At 59.3% G+C, this 17402-nt stretch carries 22 protein-coding genes and 1 other RNA gene; 12 read left to right on the top strand and 11 right to left on the bottom strand.

Annotated elements, in window-relative coordinates:
• The first annotated feature begins 10 nt into the window (after positions 1 to 10).
• The gene (locus tag R6Y96_RS01820; protein ID WP_318621785.1) at positions 11 to 574 is read left to right on the top strand and encodes a hypothetical protein; all 564 of its coding nucleotides are present in this window, start codon (positions 11 to 13) and stop codon (positions 572 to 574) included.
• Here the strand turns inward: R6Y96_RS01820 and R6Y96_RS01815 are convergent.
• A complete protein-coding gene (locus tag R6Y96_RS01815; RefSeq protein WP_318621784.1) occupies positions 571 to 1245 on the bottom strand; it encodes a hypothetical protein in 675 nt (224 codons plus the stop codon). The genes R6Y96_RS01820 and R6Y96_RS01815 overlap by 4 nt on opposite strands.
• 353 nt (positions 1246 to 1598) lie before the next feature.
• Between R6Y96_RS01815 and kamA the strand changes: the two genes are divergently transcribed.
• Both kamA and ablB read left to right on the top strand, forming a co-directional pair.
• Positions 1599 to 2912, top strand: a complete 1314-nt coding sequence (gene kamA, locus R6Y96_RS01810; protein WP_318621783.1) for a lysine 2,3-aminomutase — start codon at positions 1599 to 1601, stop codon at positions 2910 to 2912.
• The gene (gene ablB, locus R6Y96_RS01805) at positions 2902 to 3741 is read left to right on the top strand and encodes a putative beta-lysine N-acetyltransferase (protein ID WP_318621782.1); all 840 of its coding nucleotides are present in this window, start codon (positions 2902 to 2904) and stop codon (positions 3739 to 3741) included. The genes kamA and ablB overlap by 11 nt, the downstream gene beginning before the upstream one ends.
• Before the next feature lie 337 nt (positions 3742 to 4078).
• Here ablB and R6Y96_RS01800 read toward each other — a convergent pair whose 3' ends face one another.
• Both R6Y96_RS01800 and R6Y96_RS01795 read right to left on the bottom strand, forming a co-directional pair.
• Entirely contained in the window at positions 4079 to 4402 is a 324-nt protein-coding gene (locus R6Y96_RS01800; protein ID WP_318621781.1) for a hypothetical protein, read from the bottom strand.
• Between the two features lie 31 nt (positions 4403 to 4433).
• Entirely contained in the window at positions 4434 to 5102 is a 669-nt protein-coding gene (locus R6Y96_RS01795) for a phosphomethylpyrimidine synthase ThiC (RefSeq protein ID WP_318622455.1), read from the bottom strand.
• A gap of 46 nt (positions 5103 to 5148) precedes the next feature.
• On the opposite strand from R6Y96_RS01795, the gene R6Y96_RS01790 reads away from it, so the two are divergent.
• From R6Y96_RS01790 to R6Y96_RS01775, 4 genes are all read left to right on the top strand, one after another.
• On the top strand, positions 5149 to 6174 hold the full coding sequence (locus R6Y96_RS01790; protein ID WP_318621780.1) for an AI-2E family transporter: 1026 nt from the start codon (positions 5149 to 5151) through the stop codon (positions 6172 to 6174).
• Between the two features lie 510 nt (positions 6175 to 6684).
• Complete coding sequence (locus R6Y96_RS01785) at positions 6685 to 7245, top strand: hypothetical protein (RefSeq protein WP_318621779.1); 561 nt, start codon at positions 6685 to 6687, stop codon at positions 7243 to 7245.
• A gap of 60 nt (positions 7246 to 7305) precedes the next feature.
• Positions 7306 to 7920 (top strand): DUF2238 domain-containing protein, encoded by a 615-nt coding sequence (locus tag R6Y96_RS01780; RefSeq protein ID WP_318621778.1) that lies wholly within the window; start codon positions 7306 to 7308, stop codon positions 7918 to 7920.
• A 92-nt stretch (positions 7921 to 8012) separates the two neighbouring features.
• Positions 8013 to 8879, top strand: a complete 867-nt coding sequence (locus R6Y96_RS01775) for a PHP domain-containing protein (RefSeq protein ID WP_318621777.1) — start codon at positions 8013 to 8015, stop codon at positions 8877 to 8879.
• An 8-nt stretch (positions 8880 to 8887) separates the two neighbouring features.
• On the opposite strand, the gene cls is transcribed toward R6Y96_RS01775, so the two are convergent.
• On the bottom strand, positions 8888 to 10306 hold the full coding sequence (gene cls, locus R6Y96_RS01770) for a cardiolipin synthase (RefSeq protein WP_318621776.1): 1419 nt from the start codon (positions 10304 to 10306) through the stop codon (positions 8888 to 8890).
• Positions 10307 to 10443: 137 nt separating this feature from the next.
• Here cls and R6Y96_RS01765 point away from each other — a divergent pair, with 137 nt between their 5' ends.
• The 3 genes from R6Y96_RS01765 (at position 10444) to R6Y96_RS01755 (ending at position 12760) form a co-directional block, all read left to right on the top strand.
• Positions 10444 to 11460, top strand: a complete 1017-nt coding sequence (locus R6Y96_RS01765) for a hypothetical protein (RefSeq protein ID WP_318621775.1) — start codon at positions 10444 to 10446, stop codon at positions 11458 to 11460.
• Positions 11461 to 11472: 12 nt separating this feature from the next.
• Positions 11473 to 11783: signal recognition particle sRNA (gene ffs / locus R6Y96_RS01760), an RNA gene on the top strand.
• Positions 11784 to 11794: 11 nt separating this feature from the next.
• Positions 11795 to 12760, top strand: coding sequence for a malate dehydrogenase (locus R6Y96_RS01755; protein WP_318621774.1), 966 nt, complete (start codon positions 11795 to 11797; stop codon positions 12758 to 12760).
• A 21-nt stretch (positions 12761 to 12781) separates the two neighbouring features.
• On the opposite strand, the gene R6Y96_RS01750 is transcribed toward R6Y96_RS01755, so the two are convergent.
• Genes R6Y96_RS01750 through R6Y96_RS01740 form a run of 3 tightly spaced genes read right to left on the bottom strand, consistent with a single transcriptional unit; the run spans position 12782 to position 13851 of the window.
• Positions 12782 to 13036, bottom strand: coding sequence for an elongation factor 1-beta (locus R6Y96_RS01750; RefSeq protein ID WP_318621773.1), 255 nt, complete (start codon positions 13034 to 13036; stop codon positions 12782 to 12784).
• Between the two features lie 2 nt (positions 13037 to 13038).
• The gene (locus tag R6Y96_RS01745; RefSeq protein WP_318621772.1) at positions 13039 to 13203 is read right to left on the bottom strand and encodes a zinc finger domain-containing protein; all 165 of its coding nucleotides are present in this window, start codon (positions 13201 to 13203) and stop codon (positions 13039 to 13041) included.
• Positions 13204 to 13248: 45 nt separating this feature from the next.
• Positions 13249 to 13851: a uridylate kinase gene (locus tag R6Y96_RS01740; protein WP_318621771.1), complete on the bottom strand. Its 603-nt coding sequence runs from the start codon at positions 13849 to 13851 to the stop codon at positions 13249 to 13251.
• Between the two features lie 40 nt (positions 13852 to 13891).
• Between R6Y96_RS01740 and R6Y96_RS01735 the strand changes: the two genes are divergently transcribed.
• Positions 13892 to 15568: a phospholipase D-like domain-containing protein gene (locus R6Y96_RS01735; RefSeq protein ID WP_318621770.1), complete on the top strand. Its 1677-nt coding sequence runs from the start codon at positions 13892 to 13894 to the stop codon at positions 15566 to 15568.
• A gap of 4 nt (positions 15569 to 15572) precedes the next feature.
• On the opposite strand, the gene R6Y96_RS01730 is transcribed toward R6Y96_RS01735, so the two are convergent.
• Together R6Y96_RS01730 and R6Y96_RS01725 are read right to left on the bottom strand one after the other, a co-directional pair.
• Positions 15573 to 15890: a transcriptional regulator gene (locus R6Y96_RS01730; protein WP_318621769.1), complete on the bottom strand. Its 318-nt coding sequence runs from the start codon at positions 15888 to 15890 to the stop codon at positions 15573 to 15575.
• Positions 15887 to 16120, bottom strand: a complete 234-nt coding sequence (locus R6Y96_RS01725) for a winged helix-turn-helix domain-containing protein (RefSeq protein ID WP_318621768.1) — start codon at positions 16118 to 16120, stop codon at positions 15887 to 15889. The genes R6Y96_RS01730 and R6Y96_RS01725 overlap by 4 nt, the downstream gene beginning before the upstream one ends.
• A 70-nt stretch (positions 16121 to 16190) precedes the next feature.
• Between R6Y96_RS01725 and R6Y96_RS01720 the strand changes: the two genes are divergently transcribed.
• Positions 16191 to 16556 (top strand): hypothetical protein, encoded by a 366-nt coding sequence (locus R6Y96_RS01720; protein WP_318621767.1) that lies wholly within the window; start codon positions 16191 to 16193, stop codon positions 16554 to 16556.
• Here the strand turns inward: R6Y96_RS01720 and R6Y96_RS01715 are convergent, their stop codons facing one another.
• Both R6Y96_RS01715 and R6Y96_RS01710 read right to left on the bottom strand, forming a co-directional pair.
• Positions 16557 to 16775, bottom strand: a complete 219-nt coding sequence (locus R6Y96_RS01715; RefSeq protein ID WP_318621766.1) for a hypothetical protein — start codon at positions 16773 to 16775, stop codon at positions 16557 to 16559.
• Between the two features lie 123 nt (positions 16776 to 16898).
• On the bottom strand, positions 16899 to 17402 hold the full coding sequence (locus tag R6Y96_RS01710; RefSeq protein WP_318621765.1) for a ferredoxin-thioredoxin reductase catalytic domain-containing protein: 504 nt from the start codon (positions 17400 to 17402) through the stop codon (positions 16899 to 16901).

Genomic DNA, 17402 nt, shown 5'->3' with positions numbered 1-17402 from the left:
GCCCCCCCACATGAAGATCCCGAAGACCGCCCCTGACCGGAAGAAGGCGCTCCTTGCTGTCGGGGTTGTGATTGCCGTGATGCTGTTGCTGTTCTGTTGCTGGACGCTGTTTGTGAGTTACACCGAAGAGAGGCAGGTCGAGGTGTTCCGCGACCACATCGCGGCGTCTGAGGCCGATCTCGGTCAGGTCTCTGCGAAGATCATCAAGCTCATGAGCACCCCGACAGATGACTTCTCGCTTGCCGAATGCGATGCCTACGTGCGGGAGTTTGCGGCCATCGCGGACTACGGGAGGGCGGTGACAGCCTACCACCGCCAGATCATAGCGGCCGATACCGTCCCGGAAGCCTATTTCGAGTCGCAGGCCGCCTACCTGCGGGCGCTCGATAACCTCAACCGTGCGTTCACCTTCTGGCTATCTGCGGCGACCGCCTACGATATGCGCGATTACGCCGCCGCAGAACAGAACCTCGCCCGCGCCGATGAGGCGTGGCGGGAGTACATAGCCGCGATCGGGGACTACGAGGCAGAACTCCGTGCAGCAGAAGAGGGAGGAGAGGTCGCTCCCGCCTAGATAAGGTACTTCTCTGGAACAAGGATCCGGATATCGAGTGTCTCCAGCGACTCCGAGCGGATTATGAAGTAGTAGTCGTCATACCCTTCCCGGATGGTTAGTGTCTCTGCCTTTCCTGCTTCATCATCCTCCGTGGTATCGGTATCAACGTAGATGCTCGAGAGAAGTTCGCCCTTTGAGTAGCGGATCTCCTCAACCACCCTGTTTGGATCGTTTGCATCCCTTATCTCAATCCTGAGCCAGGGGTAATCGTTCATCGGTGTTGTGCTGATCTCGACCGCCCAGTAGGGGAAGGGGATGTGGTAGACCTCGGTGGCGAGAAGTCTGGGTGGGTAATCGCATGATACCACCGCATACTCAACCATCTTCTCGGAGACACGGACATCGTCTGGCGGTCTCATCATCGTTGGCATGGGTGTCGGAGTTGGGATGCGGTACGTCGCGGGGTCAACGAATCCCAGGCTCTGCGGGACCTCCTCCCCCGGGGTGGGCACGGCGGGTGTTGGTGCCGGCAGGCTCCCTCCGGCCGCCTGCCTCTCATCTGCCGGAGGCGCGGTCGCGGGGGGGGTTGGCTGCATCTCCGCGCTCTCCTCGTCCGGCATCATGCACCCGCCGGCGATTGCAGCGACCGCTAAAAGGACGAGGAGGAGGGTGTTGTAGCGCCGGTGCATACTCTTCTCTTATTCTCTCCCTCTATTAAATTGGCGCATCCTGGAAGTTCACATCCCGAGACAGCGCACCTACGCACCTATGATCGCCCGACCGCTCGAACATTCGTTCCGAATATTCCTCTTATCTCACTCCCTCTCTGGCCGCGTCGGGCGGAAGGCGGGCCTTTTTCAGGGGCATAATGCCCTTCAATCACTGTTGCAGGAGAGGATCGGAGATACGTTGTGATATGCACTGCCTCCTTCTCAGGGATCTTGATTTTAGCACCCCTGTTCTGGTTTTAGGGTCGTTTTCATGGAGATCGATCCAGTTATATATGATTGGCGCTACAGTGTGACCGGGAGGAACTATACAAATGACCATTTTATCAAACAACCAACAGGAGATAGCAGAACGGATCGATGCTGGCCACGCTGATGAGGTCTGGCGGGACTGGAAATGGCATGTCCGGCACGCGATCACCGATATCTCGACATTCGAGCGGCTGCTGGGCGTATCCTTCGAGGATGAGGAGCGCCGGCAGCTGGAAGAGACGCTGGAGAGGTTTCCCATGCGGATAACCCCTTATTACCTATCGCTCATCGATACGAATGATCTCTGGAACGATCCGATCTTTATGCAGTCTTTCCCCTCTCCGGCGGAGCTGCAGGTCGAGCCCGACGATATGGAGGATCCGCTTGCCGAGGACGCCGATCACCCCGCCCCGTGTATCACCCACCGTTACCCGGATCGCGTGCTGTTTCTGGTGAGCAACGTCTGTGCCATGTACTGCCGGCACTGCACGCGGAAACGGAAGGTCGGGGACGTCGACTACATACCCTCGGAAGCCGAGGTCATCGAGAGCCTGGACTACATCCGTGAAAACCCGCAGATCCGTGACGTCCTCCTCTCGGGAGGCGACCCGCTGATGCTCCCTGACGATCGTCTCGACTGGGTGCTCACCGAGCTCGATGATATCGAGCACGTCGAGGTAGTCAGGATCGGTACCCGTATTCCGGTCACCCTTCCTTACCGGGTCACAGAGGACCTCACCGATATGCTTGCCCGTCACCATCCGCTCTGGGTGAACACCCATTTCAACCACCCGGCGGAGATCACCGACTCCTCCGAGAAGGCCCTTGCACGGCTCGCGGATGCGGGCATACCGCTAGGCAACCAGACCGTCCTGCTCGCAGGGGTGAACGATTGCCCCAGGATCATGAAGACCCTGGTGCACAAACTCGTTAAGAACCGGGTCCGCCCCTATTACCTCTACCAGTGCGACCTCTCCGAGGGGCTTGCCCATTTCCGCACCCCGGTCTCCAAGGGGATCGAGATCATCGAGAACCTCATCGGCCATACAAGCGGGTTTGCGGTCCCGACCTATGTCATCGATGCTCCAGGCGGCGGCGGAAAGATCCCGGTGATGCCGCAGTACATCATCTCATGGGCAACGAACCGGGTTGTGCTGCGCAACTTTGAGGGTGTGATAACAACGTACCGGGAGCCCGACTCATACGAACCTGTCTGGTGCGACCGAAAATGCGCAAACTGCGACCTCTACCTGAAACTCGATGGTGCGGACGAGTCCAAGGCGGTCGGGATCGCCAAACTCCTCTCCGGGGAGGATCCGACGACCGCGCTCGTCCCGGAGCACACCGAGAGGTTCGAGAGGAGAAATGGTTGCTGATACGGTCACAAGGATCGGCGAGACCCTCATCCAGCACGGGCGGTTGAGCGACCGGATCTACGTGATGCATCTATCGGTGGGCGATCTGCCCGGTATCCTGGACGATCTGGATGCACTCGCCGATTCTGAAGGTTACTCAAAGATCTCTGCAAAGGTGCCCGCTTCTGCTCTCTCCCGGTTTCCTGGCAGGGGTTACGTCATCGAGGCTCATCTCCCCCGGTTCTTCCGGGGCAGGGAGGACGGTTACTTCGTGGCAAAGTTCCTCGACCCAAAACGCCGGCGGGAGCACGGGGATCTCGATTCAATCCTGGCAGCCGTCCGGGAGAAGGCCGGCGATGCCCCAGCGGCCTGCCTCCCTCCCGGCTGGACGTGTGCGCCTGCGAATCAGGACGATGCCGACGATCTTGCCGCGCTCTACAGCGCAGTCTTCTCGACCTATCCCTTCCCCATAACCGATCCGTACTACCTGCGGGAGAAGATGGAGGGCGACTACCGCTACTTCATCATTCGTGCAGATGACGGCCGGGTTGCTGCGGCCTCCTCGGCGGAGATCTACCGGGAGGACGAGAACGTTGAGATGACGGACTTCGCAACCCATCCCGGGTACCGGGGCCGGAACCTTGCGGCCTGCCTCCTCGCCCGGATGGAGGAGGAGATGCGGGCGGCCGGGATGAAGACTGCCTTCACCATCGCCAGAGGTCTCTCCTATCCCATCAACGCCACGTTTGCCAGAGCGGGGTATCTCTATGGAGGGACGCTCACGAACAACACCAACATCTGTGGCGGGTTCGAGAGCATGAACGTCTGGTACAAACCGCTGGATGGGTAAAATCACCCCTCAGGCTGGGACAGACTTCCCCGTTTTGTCATGAGCATGTTACCCCACCACCCCATCCCTGAGCACCAAACCTGATCCTTAAATGTTCAGATCCATCATCTGCCCCACCCCGGTGGCGCCGATACCAACCTCCACACGAATAACCGGGATCGGCACTGATGACAGCAGGCGCACTGGAAGTATTCTTCACGACCTGTTCAACCATTGGAATGAATGAGTTGATGGTAATCGGTTTCTTCGGTCGTGAGATCAACAGCAACGATGAGATTGGCTCTATCACCCACCGCCGTCTGAACATTATACGCAGCAAGACAGGACGTCTTGCATATCATAGGTTGGCATCTTCATCGGTGAGGTTAATGCGTCTTTCACCGAATTTAACAAGACGGTTGTAGGCTGATACAAGTTCCTCGATCTTCTTCATCAGGTCAGGATCATCGGCACATTCCTCTGGAATGGTGAGCGGGGAACCGGTTCCAAATAACTCGTCCTCTTCTTCATCAACCTTTTTCACCGTCTCAAGGAGTTTCTTGATCCTGCGCTTGAGTTCTCCCCTGGTCATAGATTTCTTTGGAGAGGCGTTTGCTTTGACCTTTGAGCCGTCAAATGCGATATGGTTCAGACCAACTAAACCAGGTTCCTGGCAGATCATGACGATCTGTTCAAGTAGAGAGGCCAGTTCGTCAAAGAATCGAGTTCGGAAACGGCTGAAGGTTCGGTAGGTCGGTGTGAAGTTTATTTTCAATCTCTTTGCTGCTGAAAATACCCTCAAATGTGGAATAAAAGAGGACCTTGACCAGCATCTGAGGATCAAATGCATTCTGACAAACGTTTGTGTTATACATGTTGTAAAGGTTGGTGAGATCCAGTTTGTCGACAACAGCACTGATGATCCGTGCACTGTGATTCGGAGGGACGAATTCTTCAAGAGAGAGTAGGAGCAGAAAGGTCTGCCCCTGGTGGTATGGTTTGAAGCCATCTTTCTGAACCATAAATAACACCGCTGAGTTCTCAGATCGGAGATTATTGACCATATGGTTGTCCCCTTTATACGATATAGTACTTTTGTACCGTTTTGCCCCAGCCTGCCTCTCCCTTCTGAGCCGTTTCATCATGGCAACCACACAAAAATCTCCGCACATCGTACATGGCCCGGACGGAGGGACGAGATCCCGTGCAGTCTCCGGATCAATGGCATGGGCGATCTGCCCCTCCCGATCGAGGCGTGACCTGGAACGGGCGAGGGCGAGATCTGCATCGTCCAGGCCGTAGTTGATTGTATCACCTGTGTGAGCGGCAATCCTGAAAGCAATCAGACCATCCCGCACCTGTTCGGGGGTTGGAAGACCCAGGTGCGTCTGAAAAGGTCTTTCTTCCTGGAGCGCTTATACCGTTCCTGTGAAGACTGCTGGAAACCTCCCCCCCCCAGCCCGTATCGCGATGATCGCGGCGGCTGTTGTTATAGTGCTTGCGGGAATCCGTGCGGCAACCCCCATCCTTGCGCCGCTTCTCGTCGCTATCTTCTTTGCCATGATCACCGCGCCCCTGATGAAGTGGCTGACCCGCCGCGGCGCCCCTCCGGTCATCGCCGCCGCCGCGGTGGTCGCCGGTCTGATCGGGCTCTTCGCCGCGGCGGTAGCCTTTCTGGGTGTGGCGTTTGCCGGGTTTATCCGTTCCCTGCCACAGTACAGGGAGAGCCTCCTCGAGCAGATGACCGTCCTGGCCGATTACGGCATCGATATCGGCAGTTTCACGATATGGGACTACATCGACCAGGGTTTCCTGATCCAGCAGGTGGCCGGGATCGCCCGCGGGGTCGGCAACATCGCCATCGATGTTTTCCTGATCTTTGTCGGGATGGGTTTCCTCCTCCTCGAGGCGCCGCGTCTTGCGGGTGCTCTCGAGCGATACATTGGCGCGGATACCTCTCTCTACCGGCACCTGGCACAGTCTGGCAGTTTCCTCATCGACTACGTCCTTGTCAGGACAAAGGTGAACCTCATCACCGGCGTGGGGACCGGGCTATTCCTGGCCGTCCTCGGGGTCGACTTTGCCGTGCTCTGGGGTTTCATCGCCTTCATCCTGAGTTACGTCCCTTATATCGGTCTGGTCATCGCGGCGATCCCTCCCACCCTTCTTGCCCTGATCGAGTTCGGGCCGGCCGGAGCGGCGACGGTCATCGTCGTCATATCCCTCATAGACTCCGCTGCCGAGAACCTGGTTCTTCCCCGGATGGCCGGGCGCGAACTCAACCTCTCACCGTTCGTCGTCCTCTTCTCGGTTGTCTTCTGGGGTTTCATCCTGGGGGCGGTCGGGGTCTTCCTTGCGATACCGCTGACCATCGCGGTGAAACTCTTCCTTGAGAGCTGGGAGGAGACCCGGTGGATGGGGGAGCTGATCGGGAACAGCAGCGCGGAGGAGTGAATGCCGGGTCCTGGTGCGGTCGGCTGGCGGGGTTGGTCGATAGAAGGGGCCCAACCGCCAGGGAGGGGATGAAACGCTCCTTCCCCGTCAGCCCCACCCCGGATGGTGATTCTCCATCGATACAGTCTCGGGGGAGCGGGCGGTCCTGTTGCGGTCTCATCTAACTGTCCCGCGGGACGCTGTTTCCGGCACCGGCAGGGCGTTTGTGGGGGGATCTCCACTCACTGCCACCCGCCCCCTCACGCACTCGAGGCTGCCGCTGAAGAGGTTTGATAGGCGCCGGAGATACTGCCGGGAAAATGCGGCGAGTTTACAGTCCTGATCTCTGACCTGATGGACTCCATCCAGGCAGGATTGCGCGCGCTCAACGATCAATCAATGCCTGGTGATGTGAGAATCTCTTCTACTGCCTCGCAAGCACTGTGTCCGGAATCATAGATATATCCGATAGCAACTCAGTTATCTTCGGGTAGAGTCTCTGCCGGGATCACCGGCTGTCCGGGGTGGGGGATGCAGGAAGTCCGTGTTGTCACGAATGAGATGGATCTGGGGGCAGAGATAGAGTTTCATTTCAAGTCAAAGGACCAGCTCCTGGACGCTGGCGATCCATACCCCCTCCCCGCGCAGGAACTCACCGAATTTGCTGAATTGTTCATCGTCAGATACATCGACGGCCATGATCCGAGGAGGGTCGCCGGTATTGCCGTGGGCCTGCCGCGTGGTTCTCTCTCCCCGGAAGAGGCCTTCCTCATCCCGGAGGCGGTGCGCCACCACTACACATTCCGGTTGCGCGACCTCGAGAACGAGAGAAGGGTATCACGCCGCGAGGGCAAGGCCAGTATTCTCATCGCCGCGATAAACGCCGGTATAGCCATCCTCTTCTTCTATGTCTTTATAGGTTACTTCCGGGGTTTCATCATGACGATGCTTGCCGGTCTCCTTACGATCCTTAACTGGGTGACGATCTGGGACACCTACGAGTACATTGTGTACGACTACCGCCACGGGTTACGAAAATACCTAATCTACCGGAAACTTGCGGAGATCGATATCCGGTTTTTTGAGTGGTAGATCCAGTCGGTTCGGGATGGCGAAGGTGTTTTTATGAAACCCCGTCCAAAAATGATCTCTATGAAGAGGCCTCTCGGGCTGTACCTCGCCTATCTCTTCCAGTCGCTCATAGCAGTGAACGTTCTAATAGCGCTCTCGCTCGGGGAATACTCGCAGGTCTTCACCGGTGCACTTGGGCTTGGTTTAACGCTGGTTCCAACCATTGTCACCCGCCGGTTGAGCATCACCCTCCCCTGGCAGGTCAATCTACTGATTGCAATCTCGCTCTACCTTCATATCGCCGGCGAGATCCGGGGGTTCTACATGCTCTACTACCCCTACTATGACAAGGTTGCCCACTTTGTCTCGGGGATGACCGTCTCGGTGCTCGCCTTTGTCGCCGTTCTGCTGCTCGACCGGTTCAGCAGGCTGAACCTCTCCCGCTGGATGATCGTCGGGTTCATAGTCATCGCCGCGATGGCGACGGGGGCGTTCTGGGAGATCTATGAATGGGTCTTTGACACCTTCCTGGGGACAGACCTCCAGCACGGGCTTGATGACACCATGCTGGATATGATCTTCGTCCTGATCGGCGCGATCATCGTTGCAATTGCCGGGGATCGCTACCTCTCCAGGTCATCGAAGGAGGATATCACAGAGAAATTGGTGGCACCTGAGGAGTCTCAGACCGACTGAGAGGTTCGGGTAACGCCCGCCTCCACCCTCTACTCTATCAGGGGAACATTTTTTCGTCCTGGAGCACCTAACGCTGATCAGATAGACCACCCATGCTTTACTACAGGGACATCGTATTCGAAAGACCCCTGCCCCGGGAGATCCGGCGTCTCGGGTATCTCCCGGCAGACCTCCACTTCCACACCTGCTACTCCGACTCCGCCACCCGTGTGCAGGATGCGCTGAGACTTGCGGCAGAGCAGGGTATCGGGCTTGCGATCACCGACCACAACCAGATAGGTGGCGTTGTCGAGGCACAACGAGAGGGTATGGGAGTCCCCCTGATCCCCGGGATCGAGGTCAGCGCCAACGACGGCCCGCACATCCTCCTCTACTTCTACTCGGTATCCGATCTTCGGGACTTCTACCGGCGGCACATCGAGAGAAGCCGAAGAGATGGTCCTTTCACAGCGATACGCCTCGATACGCAGGAGATCCTGGATCGCCGGGAAGACTACGCCTGTATTGCCGCCGAGGCGCACCCCTGCGGCTACTCTTTCCTGAACAGGGGGGTCGAACGTTGTGTGATGGGCAGTTGTATCGGGGAAGAGGTCTTCTCCCGCCTGGATGCGTTCGAGGTGATCTGCGGCGGGATGGCCAGGACCCATAACCTGAAGGCTGTGAGGCTTGCCGCCACCCATGGTCTGGGGCGGACGGGGGGGACTGACGGGCATCTCCTCCACGAACTGGGCGGGGTCGTCACCTGTGCTGAGGCCGATACCGTCGATGAGTTCCTTGACGCAATCCGGAATAGAGAGACGGTCGTCATCGGGCGTGAACGTCCGCTCGCCGAGAAAGCAATAATGGCGACCGCTGTCCTCCCGCACCACCTCCCCTACACCCTCCCCATCCTTCAGGCCCGGTGGGAGCAGGAACTCCCCAGGATCCGGAACTTCGTCCAGGAGCGACTGGGTCGTTGAGCGGCATCTCATGCCAGCGGTGAGAAGAGACGTGAGATCGATTCCTTCATCCGGACGCCGAGAGGGCGCGCCCGGTAGCCTTCCAGCGTGATCTCGGTGCTGACGTTGAGATCCGCCTCAAACGCCGCTGCAAGCCGGGCGCCAACGGCCGCGTCGTAGAAGAACGCGTTTGCCTCGAAGTTCAGACGGAAACTCCGGACATCCCAGTTCGCGCTCCCGACAGAGCCCGCTTCCCCATCGACGACGATCGTCTTTGCGTGGAGAAACCCGGCATCGTAGGTGTAGGCCCGCCCCCCCGCCTCGAGGATCTCCCCGATGAACGAGAGGGTTGCCCAGTAGACGAAGATATGGTCGGGCTTGCAGGGGATCATGATCCGGACATCGACCCCCGAGAGCGCCGCTATCCTGAGCGCATCGATGACGCTCTCGTCCGGTATGAAGTAGGGTGTCTGGATGTACACGGACTTCCTGGCGGAGTTGATCAGGCTGATGTAACCCTCTTTAATCGGGCTCCACCGGGTATCCGGGCCGCTGGAGGCGATCTGGACGGGTGTCCTGCCAGGAGCGCCAGGAGAGGGGAAGTAGCGGGGGTTCAGTCTCAGCCCCTCGCCGGTTGTGTAGTTCCAGTCGAGAACGAACCTGAGCTGGAGCGCCCAGGCGGCCGGCCCGCTGATCTGGAGCGTCGTGTCGCGCCAGTAGCCGAGCGGGCCATCACCCAGGTAATCGTTTCCAATGTTGAAACCCCCTATAAACCCCGCAACACCGTCGATGACGGCGATTTTGCGGTGATTACGGTAGTTGACACGGTAGATTGATGGGAAGAACTCCCCGATCTTCCCTCCTGCGTCTGTCAGTTCCCTGAATGCCGCCCGTGACCCGCCTCCCCGGAGCGACCCCATGGTATCGATCAGGAGACGGACCTCAACACCCTGTCGCGCCTTCTCTGCAAGCGCGTGGACAACCGCCCGCCCCAGGTCATCGTTGTTGATGATGAAGTACTCCATATGGATGTGGTGACGCGCCTCTCCGATCGCGGCAAAGAGCGCCTCGAACTTATCCTCGCCCCGCGTGAATACACCCACCCGGTTCCCACCGGTCAGGTAGGCCTGGCTATTCTGGAGCAGGAGGGATACGGTTTTATTGAATCTCTCTACCTCGGGTGAGGTGCACCGGTAATTGTCGCCGACAAATGTCCTCTGCTGTTCTGCGAAGATCTCCTGGAGAAAGGAGCGGTCCTCGCGCTCCTTTACTACGAACATCCTCTGCCGGGTATAGTTCTGGCCGAGCAGCAGGTAGAGCACGAACCCGACAGGGGGCAGAAGGAAGAGGACAACCAGCCAGGCTATAGTCTCCGTTGGCTCCTTGCGCTCGAAGAAGACGATGATTATGGCGAATATGACGTTTAGGGGAAGGATAATCCATCTCAATACCGATAGATCCACTCACAGGCCCCCTGCCGGAACAGGAATTCTTCCATCTATCTCTCCCCCTGGAGGTATAACTATACCCGCGCGGCAGACTCATCCCTGAAACACCTATATAGCGGGAGTTCCAATGCATCGGTATGAGTTGCCCCGTCTGCGGGCACGACTGCGTCGAAGACGCATCGACGGTTCTTGCGAAACTGCCAGGGCGGTTTGACCCCTGCCCCGACTGTATGGGTCTCATCTACGACAAGCGGAGCCCGCCGCCAGATATCGATACAGCAGAACCCTGCCCGACCTGCGGGCGGCGGTTCATCGATGAGGTCTTTGCCCATATATATCGTGTGATGGTAGATGAGGGCGATCTTGCCGGCACCGAACCGCTCGCAGCTCTCGGAACGCCGCTCGTAAACCCCGGATTCGCCATGAGAAACCCGCCTTACCTCTCGCCGGGCTCGCTCCTCCTCCTCTCCCGAGAGGTCGGGGAGCGGACGGCCAGACGTCTGGTATCCGGTGTCCCGGAGGTTCGGGGAGTCGTCCGGACGGCGGACGGGACGCCGGGGATCAGGGACACCGGCCTGGAGCCCCTCGAGCATACCCTTCTTGCAGGATGCGACGTCCGGGCAGATGTCTTCCCCACCAGGGCGGGACCAATAGTTGTCTACAAACAGCAGTCGGTGCTGCACATCGAGTTTCCGCGGGACCGCAACGAGAAGATTCTCTCGCTTGAACGCCAGATCAGCCGTCAACACCCCCGGACGTTCGTCGACGCCTGCTCCGGGCCAGGGACACTCGGGCTTGCAGCCTCTCTCGCTGGTGTGGAGTGCGTAATCTACAGCGATGCCTGGTACGCCGCGGCTTACTGGACCGCCCACAACATCCAGGTCAACCGAGAGGCGCTCGGGATCGGGGAGGTTAAGTTCTACCGCTCCTACAATGACCTCCGGAGGTCTCCTGTAGCCAGGGAACCAGTCCCTGTTGCGAGTGCGGAAGGTTCCAGGGTCTACCAGGCGGATCTGCGATGCCTTCCGGCCGTCCTGCCGCCAGAGATCGATCTTACCGCCCTCGATCTCTTCGGGAAAGAGGATTCCAGCAGGGTTGCGCGGATTGCACGTGCCTGGCAGAGCAGGGTGGGCGGAGGTATTTTTATCCCGTAGACTCAACTACCTACGGGGACTAGCCCGGGTGGCTCGGCGTCACCTGTTACCCGAAACCGCCGTCAAGCGGGGGGCGAAGTCCGAGGAAGGCCGCAGCGGCCTGCAGGATCCGCTGTATCCCGACGTAGAAGCCTCGTCCCATGAGGTCGGCGGAAAGGGATCAAAGCCCCGGAGGGGGCGGCGACCTTTTGCCGCGGGCACCGGTCCAGGCCCGGAAGGGAGCAGACTTACCGCGGACGTTCGGCGCCCATGGGGTTGCGGGGTGGAGAAGGGATGCAGCGGTGAATGCTTGCGCGCACGGTCGACCGAGGACGTGTCCCCAGCGGCGATCTCTATGGCAAAAGTAACGATTCTCGGGGCTACAGGGAACGTCGGGATGTTTGCAGCACACGCCATATCCGAGATCCCGCACGTCAGCGAGATGCTGCTTGTCGGGAGGCCCGGCCGTGAAAACTTCCTGGCCGGGTGTTGCCGGGATCTGTCTGATTCGTTCGCTGCACGGGGAAACGATGTCCATCTCTCGTACAGTACAGGCCTTTTTGATGCAAAGGGTTCTGATATAGTCATCTGTGCAGCAGGGGTGCCTCGCCGTCCCGGTCAGGACAGGAACGATCTCGCGTTTGAGAACGCAAAGATCGTTGCTGACGCCGCCGCGACCATCGGCCGTTCATCGCCCGATACCATTCTATTCCTGGTCACAAACCCCGTAGATGTCATGACCGCCGTTGCCCTGAAGTACTCGGGTCTCCAGCCAAGGCAGGTCTTTGGCCTCGGGACGCATCTGGACTCCATGCGCCTGAAATCGCTGATTGCACACTATTTCCGGGTTCACGTCAGCGAAGTGCATACACGTATCATCGGCGAGCACGGCAACAGCATGGTCCCGCTCTGGTCGGCCACGACAATCGGCGGTATCCAGATAAGTAACCTGCCCACCTTCTCCGGTTTGCCAAAGCAGGAGATGATCGAGACCGTAAGGACAAGCGGCGAAGCAATCATCAGGGACAAGGGCGCCACCGTCTACGGGCCCGGGGAAGCAATAGCAACCCTCGTAAGGACGATCCTTGGGAACGAGAACCGTATCCTCACTGTCTCAAGTTACATCAGAAGTGAGATCCACGGGATCGGCGACGTCTGCATAGGTGTTCCGGCTCGCATAAACCGTGAAGGTGTCTTTCCGGTGCCTATCCGAATCGAGGAGGACGAGGTTGCCGGGTTCCGCGAGTCTGTCGAGAAGATCCGCAACCTCACCGACGAGGTGATGGAGCGGCTTGAGGCAGACCTTAAACCGTTAAAATAGGAGTTTTTCAGGAGCCCGCACTCACACAAGTGTGGATTCGATGATATCGGCGCTTCCGACGCCCTCTATCTTCCGGAGCACTGCCTCGACCTCATCGGGTGCCCCACCCCTGTCCGGAACAACGACGGCGACTTTCAGCGCCACAAGCCCGAACCCGATCGGCTCTTCCTGGATATCATCGACGGTCACAGCCGCCCTGATGGCTTCTTTGAGCGCTTCGCGGTCGACGTCGGGAGATTCTGGCATTAGCTTCAGTATGAGAGCTACGTTTCCCATTGTTATGGCCCCCGGAACCCGCATTTCGGGCATACATACTCTATGCTCTGCTCCCTGCACCGGTGGCACCGGTTGATCTCGTAGCCGCACACGGGGCAGGGGAACCAGGTGGAACCCGGTTCGGCCAGCGTGGCGTTGCAGGAGGTGCATCGATCTCTTGCTGTCATCGTTGTTTCCTCGAATCTTATCCTATCATGTCGCCGCCACGGAAGTTAAAATCTCGGATCAATGAGCGTCCCCAGAACGCTCTCGCCGCGGAGTGCGTGCCTGACGCGGTCGTCGTGTCTGCCGTTGATCACCAGTGCCCGCAGACCGTGCTCGAAGACGAAGGGGAGGAATAGGGGATCTACCTCATCACAGGCAAGGGAGGGGTCCTGGACAGCGGGCAGAATCCTCCCGCGGCGCTGGATGCCATCGACCGATTTAAGGAGGAGAAGGTCGGTCTTGAGACGTTGCGCGACCCAGGCGGCGACGGTATCGGAGGTGACGTCCCAGGTGTGGGGGAGGGGATCGGTCTCGCGGAGCGCAGAGTAGGGGAGGAGAACCTCAACCCCCTCCGGCGGCGTGACAAAGGATATGGGCTGGACTCCGTGCGAGGCGATGTACCACCCGAACTGCTCCATCCCGGCAACCGCCATCCAGTGGGCAGGTGTCCCGGAGACCCCAAGGTCACGGACGAGGTCGGCAAACATACCGCCGCCGGGCACGATAAGCACCGGTCTTCCTGCCTCCAGAAAGATCTCGAGCAGCGACGCGACCCGGTCAAACAGGCTTCCTCCAACCTTGACCACCAGCGGTTCAGCAGACGGGGTCATATCACTCTGCTATTTAACCCTCGAAGACATAATTTTGCGCATGCGCCGGATCGTCGCCGCGATCTTCTTCCTCTGTCTCCTTGCCGGCACAGTTGCCGGTATCCAGATCGTTGAGTTCTGCCCCGACCCCTACCAGCCCGGTGACCCCGACGAGTACCTGATGCTGGAGGGGACGGGGTTGCTCGACGGGTATGTTATCTCGGACGGGGAGGGGGGTTACCGGTTCCCGCCCGGAACGCGGATCGACGGCCGGCTGGTTGTCGCGAGGAGCGGGGCGGCGTTTGAGCAGGCGCACGGTTACCTGCCCGATTTTGAGACCGAGGAACGTACACCGGCAGTCCCTGATGTGATCCCCAACGGAAACCTCCTGATGGCAAACCGGGCGGACGAACTCCTCCTCTACCACGGGACGACCCTTGTCCAGCAGGTCGCCTGGCCCGCCGACGTCCGGCCGCGGGAAGGGCAGATCCACTACCTTGTGGACGGAGTCTGGGACCCCCGCCCGCTCTTCATCGGCCAGTCGCGGTTTGAGCCCGCGACATTCGAAGGCGTGGCCGTGACCGCGTTTGTCGCTCCCGACTGCTCATACGAGGTCTTCTCTGATACGGTAGCAGGCGCAGAACGCGATATCCTGGTCAACGTCTACGAGTTCACCGACAGTAAGATGGCAGAAGACCTCATCCGCGCCAGGGAACGTGGCGTTAACGTGACCGTTCTCATCGAGGGCGGCCCCGTGGGCGGAATCTCAGCGGAAGGGAGAGCGGTTGCTGGTGCGCTCAACCGGAGCGGTATCCCTGTTTCCTCGATGACGACGACGGATGCTGCCCACGCGAAGTACCGTTTTGACCATGCCAAGTACCTGGTCGTCGATGGGAATACCGTCCTGCTCGGGAGCGAGAACTTCAAACCCGACGGCTACCCGGAACCGGGGCTGCGAGGGAACCGGGGCTGGGGTGTAAGGCTTGAGCACCCGGGGCTTGCGGGCTATTTCGTGAAGGTCTTCCTCCATGATGTTGCTGGCGGGGACATCGTCCCGGTGGAGGGCACGGCGGCCGAACCGGGCACTTCCTGGTCGTCCACCTACAGGGTTGAGTTCGCCCCCTGCCGCGCGGATGGGGCGCGGGTGACCCCGGTGATATCACCCGACACGAGTTTTCTCGTCCTCGGGCTGATCGATGGTGCTGGGGAGAGTATCGCGATCGAGCAGGCCTACATCACAAACGAGACCGGAACCGTCCTGAACCCTTACCTTGCTGCCGCGATCAACGCCTCACGGCGCGGTGTCAGCGTCAGGGTGCTCCTGGACTCAGCCTGGTTCAACATCGAGGATACGGCTGACAACGACGAGATGGTGGATGTGATCAACCGGATCGCCACGGCCGAAGGGCTCCCGCTCGAGGCGCGACTCGTCGATCTCGAGGCAAACAACCTGGTTAAGGCCCACAACAAGGGTGTAATCGTCGACGACCGGGCGGTGCTTGTCAGCAGCATCAACTGGAACGCCAACTCTCCGGCGTTCAACCGGGAAGCAGGCGTGATCATCGAGCATCCGGCCATCGCCGCCTACTATCTCGCAGTCTTTGACGACGACTGGAACGCCGCGGATGAGGCTGGCGCGGCGGGGATACACCGATTCGATCGACTCAAACCGGTGTTCGCGGTCTGCATAATCGCCGCGCTTGGAGTGCTCTACCTCTACAGGTCGAGACGCACCTGAAGTCTCATAGCTGGTCGGAGGGTTCGGTGGAGCGGCAGATGTCGCAGAGGGTTATCGTGCCCTCGCCAGAGGCGACGGCGGATACCCATCGCTCGATGACCATGTCCAGGTTCTCGGGGAACTCTTCCCTGTTGCACCCGCGTTTCCGGCTCATATACTGGGATATCGCCGCCCTGCTGACCCCGAGGCGCTTTGAGACCTCACTCTGGCTGATACCCCGCTCGTTCACCAGACGGTATACCATCTCGGCCCGCATCGCGGGGAGCAGTCTCCTGACAAGGTTGTCACATCGCATTATGTCGCAGTGGAATGGTTCTGTCATCGTGTGGACACCGTCTGGGGGTCTTTGTACTCATAGAGGATCTGCCTTGCGTCCCTGAAGTTGAACTTCTCCACGATCATGTCGTTATCCTTGAGCCTCTTTAGTGCATACCGGACGGTGCGGGGTGCAAGAGAACTGAGGTGGACGAGTTCCTTGTGCGTCAGGGCACCCCCATTCTCAAGCAGGTGGAGGATTTTTTGCGAGGAGGGGGGGAGATTTATATCATCCATGCAGGACAGTTAACACTGTTAACATATCAATTTGACGGAAGTTATCTCTCCGGACGTAGAGAATATAACCATGCTTGAGCGGCAGGAGAGGCAGGCACTTGCACTGCTGGTATGTGTTGTCGCGGTCGTGCTTGCAGCGCAGATCATCCTTGGCGCTGGCGGGCGATCTCTGGTCGCAAAACCCTACTCACCGGAGGTGCCGGACGGGGCGCTGGTGCTCCTTGAAGGCAAGATCGAGTCGATCAAAGAGACCTCGACCGGCGGTCACCTGATCCTCACCGTCAATGGGACGCGGGTCTTCCTCCCTTCGAACGTCGCTGCCGGTCTTGACCTTCACGAGAATGAGAGTGTCTCAATGTATGGTCTCGTCCAGACGTACCGCGGAGAAAGGGAGGTGGTGGTGAACGCTGCCGGCGATCTCGAGGTGCTCGAATGACTACTTTGTCTTCGTATAGAATATATCGGCGTTCCCGGTATCCTCGAACTGCGGTTGTCCCCGGGATTTTCGCGGCATCTTCTCTTTCTTTGTGGTCGCCGGCGTGGGCTCCTCCTGCCCGGCCTGGGAACCCTGGCTCTCATCTCGTCTCTTTTTTCGCCCCCCTTCAACACCGGCTCCGGAGGGGAGGTCGCCGTTCTTTATCCGTATGCTCGGCATAACTGGATAGTTGTCCTCCCGCTATATATATGAGACCTCTGGATCCCCGGCTATATGGATTCCCTCCGCACTGCCGTGGCTACACCGATCGGAAAACCGCCTGCGGTGCAGTGTCTTGCTGGTTCACACGAACCGCTCGAACCGGTCACGGGAGACCCGGCAGATCGGACATGTATCAGGCGGTTCGCCCCTTGCGCAGAGGTAGCCGCAGACCCGGCACCGCCATACCGGGTATTTCAGGTCTCGAGGTGCGCCGACTGTCCCGGGGCGCTCCTCCTTCTTCTGGCGGCGCTCTGCCGGCGATGGCCGGCGCTCCGGCACGGGAGCGGCGGTGCGCACCCCCGCTTCCACGTCGGCGGTGACGTACAGGCCGCAGTAGCAGGCGCCGTATTCGGTGAGATCCAGGTCACGGTAGTCGCAGGGGCAGATGATATCGAGGTCATCTTCCCTGTTTCCTGAAGCGAGCCGGCATGGACAGGAGATATAGCCGTAACGCTCACGGTTTGAAAGCAGGCCGCGGACAAGCGCCCGGGTAAACACCCGGTCAGGGTTGAGGCGGTAGCCCCCGGCCTCCGCCTCGCGCGCCAGGTCCTGGACGAGCCGGTCAACATCCTCATCGCTTACCAT

This window comes from Methanoculleus receptaculi (assembly GCF_033472595.1).
Taxonomy (GTDB): Archaea; Halobacteriota; Methanomicrobia; order Methanomicrobiales; family Methanoculleaceae; genus Methanoculleus; species Methanoculleus receptaculi.
The sequence above is the reverse complement of the archived record's forward strand: the minus strand, read 5'-3'. Positions and strand labels throughout refer to the sequence as shown.